Origin of the sequence: Streptomyces sp. CB01881 (assembly GCF_002953255.1) — a bacterium.
Classification (GTDB): Bacteria; Actinomycetota; Actinomycetes; order Streptomycetales; family Streptomycetaceae; genus Kitasatospora.
In genome coordinates this window covers 10,918,203-10,920,061 of record NZ_CP026498.1, presented here as the reverse complement: position 1 = coordinate 10,920,061, position 1,859 = coordinate 10,918,203, and the positions used below count along the sequence as shown (strand labels likewise).

Here is a 1,859-nt window from a genome sequence, read left to right as displayed (position 1 = left end):
GTTCATCGCCCTGCCCTACGGCGAGGAACTGGTGCGCTGCGCCCGTGCTCAGGCGGCCCGCTCCAGGTACTGCCCGTAGGCCGGGGGATCCGTTGACCAAGAACGACGGCGACGGCGCACCGGGCCGGAACGAGACGCCCCAGGAGCGGGCCGACCGGCTCTGGAACGAGCTGCTCCAGGAGGTCCGTGTGTGCCAGACCGGCGCGCAGATCCTCTTCGGCTTCCTCATCGGCGTGGCCTTCACCCCGCGCTTCGCCGCCCTGCCCGACTTCGACAAGAACCTCTACGTCGCCACCGTCGTCCTCGGCGCTATCGCCACCGGCGCCCTCATCGCACCCGTGGCCTTCCACCGCTTCCTGGCCGGCCACGGCATGAAACCCGAGCTCATCCACGTCGCCGGCCGCCTCATCGCCATCGGGCTCACCACCCTGGCTCTGACCATCTCCGCCGCCCTGCTGCTCCTGCTGCGCACCGCGACCGGCAGCCCGGCCGCCGCGTGGACGCTGAGCGCCGTCGTGCTGTTGTGGTTCACCACCACCTGGCTCGTCCTGCCCTGGGTCGTGCTCCGGCGCACGGCCGCACGCCAGGCGGCCTTGCGCGAGCACGGCGGCACCGGCGGCGACCAGCCCACGCGATGACAGCCCCTTTGCCGTCCAGCCGAGGTGGCACCCGTACCCGCGTCGCCGCATCGCCGCATCGCCGCATCGCCGAGGATGGAACGGAGGTCGATCTCCCTTCTTGCACTGTCCGCGGCAGCCGGCGCAGCGGGAGGCCAGGCCCGCAAGGCCTCCGTGAACCCGGCTCGACCAGCGCAACCCGCACCATGTCGAGCTGGCGATCCGCTCGCTCGCACACGCCCGGCCGGGCTGTCGGTCCCGTCCCGGGCTCTTGCCCAGCGGGTGGTATCACGCCACTTCGGCGCCCTCCACGCTCAACCGTTCCACCAGGTGGGCCCGATGGAGGGCGGCGACGGGTTCGAGGAGGTCGGGATGGCGCAGCAGGGCGGCGGCCTCGGTGTCGTGGGTGCCGGGGTGGGTGAGGCGTTGCAGGGCGCCGGCCGCGGCGCGGTGTTCGGTCGGCTTCGGCAGGACGAGCGACCCGAGATCCCTCCGCTTCCGCTTCTCCTCGCACGCCGGGCACTCCAACCGGTTTGGACCGGTCCTCTCCCGCAGCTCCAACTTCGAGCCCTCCTTCCCTCCGATCGAGCCCCGGCAGTCCAGCACGGGCGCAGCGAGGCGTTGGCCGTGCGGGCGGCTTCCAGTTGCTCTTCGGCCTCCCGTTCCAACCGCTCCTTGCGTTCCTGGTGGCAGGGCCAGCAGCGGCCGCCGGGGCGGCGGGTCCACTGGCGGCAGGCGCGCAGCTGGCCGGCGTCGAGCTGGTGGCGCACCGCGTGGTGGCCGTCGCGCAGGGTCGGGTCGTAGAGCACCACCTTCGGCTCGGTCACCTGGTCCACGGCCGCTCCTTCCCGGGTCAGGGCGGCGGCAGCCCGCTCAGCCGAGTGCACCGCCGCCGCGTTGATGATGTCGAGGTTGCCCGCGTAGCCGGGGATGTGGCTGCTGTGGGCGGTGACCTCCGGGGCGACGTCGATCCGCTCGCCGACGACGGTGCAGGAGGTGACGGTGTAGCCGGGGGCGAAGGCCCGGGCCCGTGGACTGGGGGCTGATAACACGGCGGGGAATTCGTCGGCTTCCGGCACCTGGACACCCGCCCTCAGCCCGCCGCGTCCCTATCGGGGAAGGGCAAACCCTGGAGGAGCCGCAGGGGGCTCCGCCAGGTCGAGTGGCGACCTTCGCTGTCGTTCAGGAAGCGAGATCAAGGTCGAGGATCTGGGCGGCCCTGCCGATGGAGCATGAGGTGAC

The 1,859-nt window shown here is 72.2% G+C and carries 2 protein-coding genes; one reads left to right on the top strand and one right to left on the bottom strand.

Going from position 1 to position 1,859, the window contains the following annotated elements:
• The first annotated feature begins 92 nt into the window (after positions 1–92).
• Complete coding sequence (locus tag C2142_RS37000) at positions 93–638, top strand: DUF6328 family protein (RefSeq protein WP_148647137.1); 546 nt, start codon at positions 93–95, stop codon at positions 636–638.
• 267 nt (positions 639–905) lie between these two features.
• On the opposite strand, the gene C2142_RS36995 is transcribed toward C2142_RS37000, so the two are convergent.
• Entirely contained in the window at positions 906–1,178 is a 273-nt protein-coding gene (locus C2142_RS36995) for a hypothetical protein (protein WP_148647136.1), read from the bottom strand.
• Positions 1,179–1,859 lie beyond the last annotated feature (681 nt).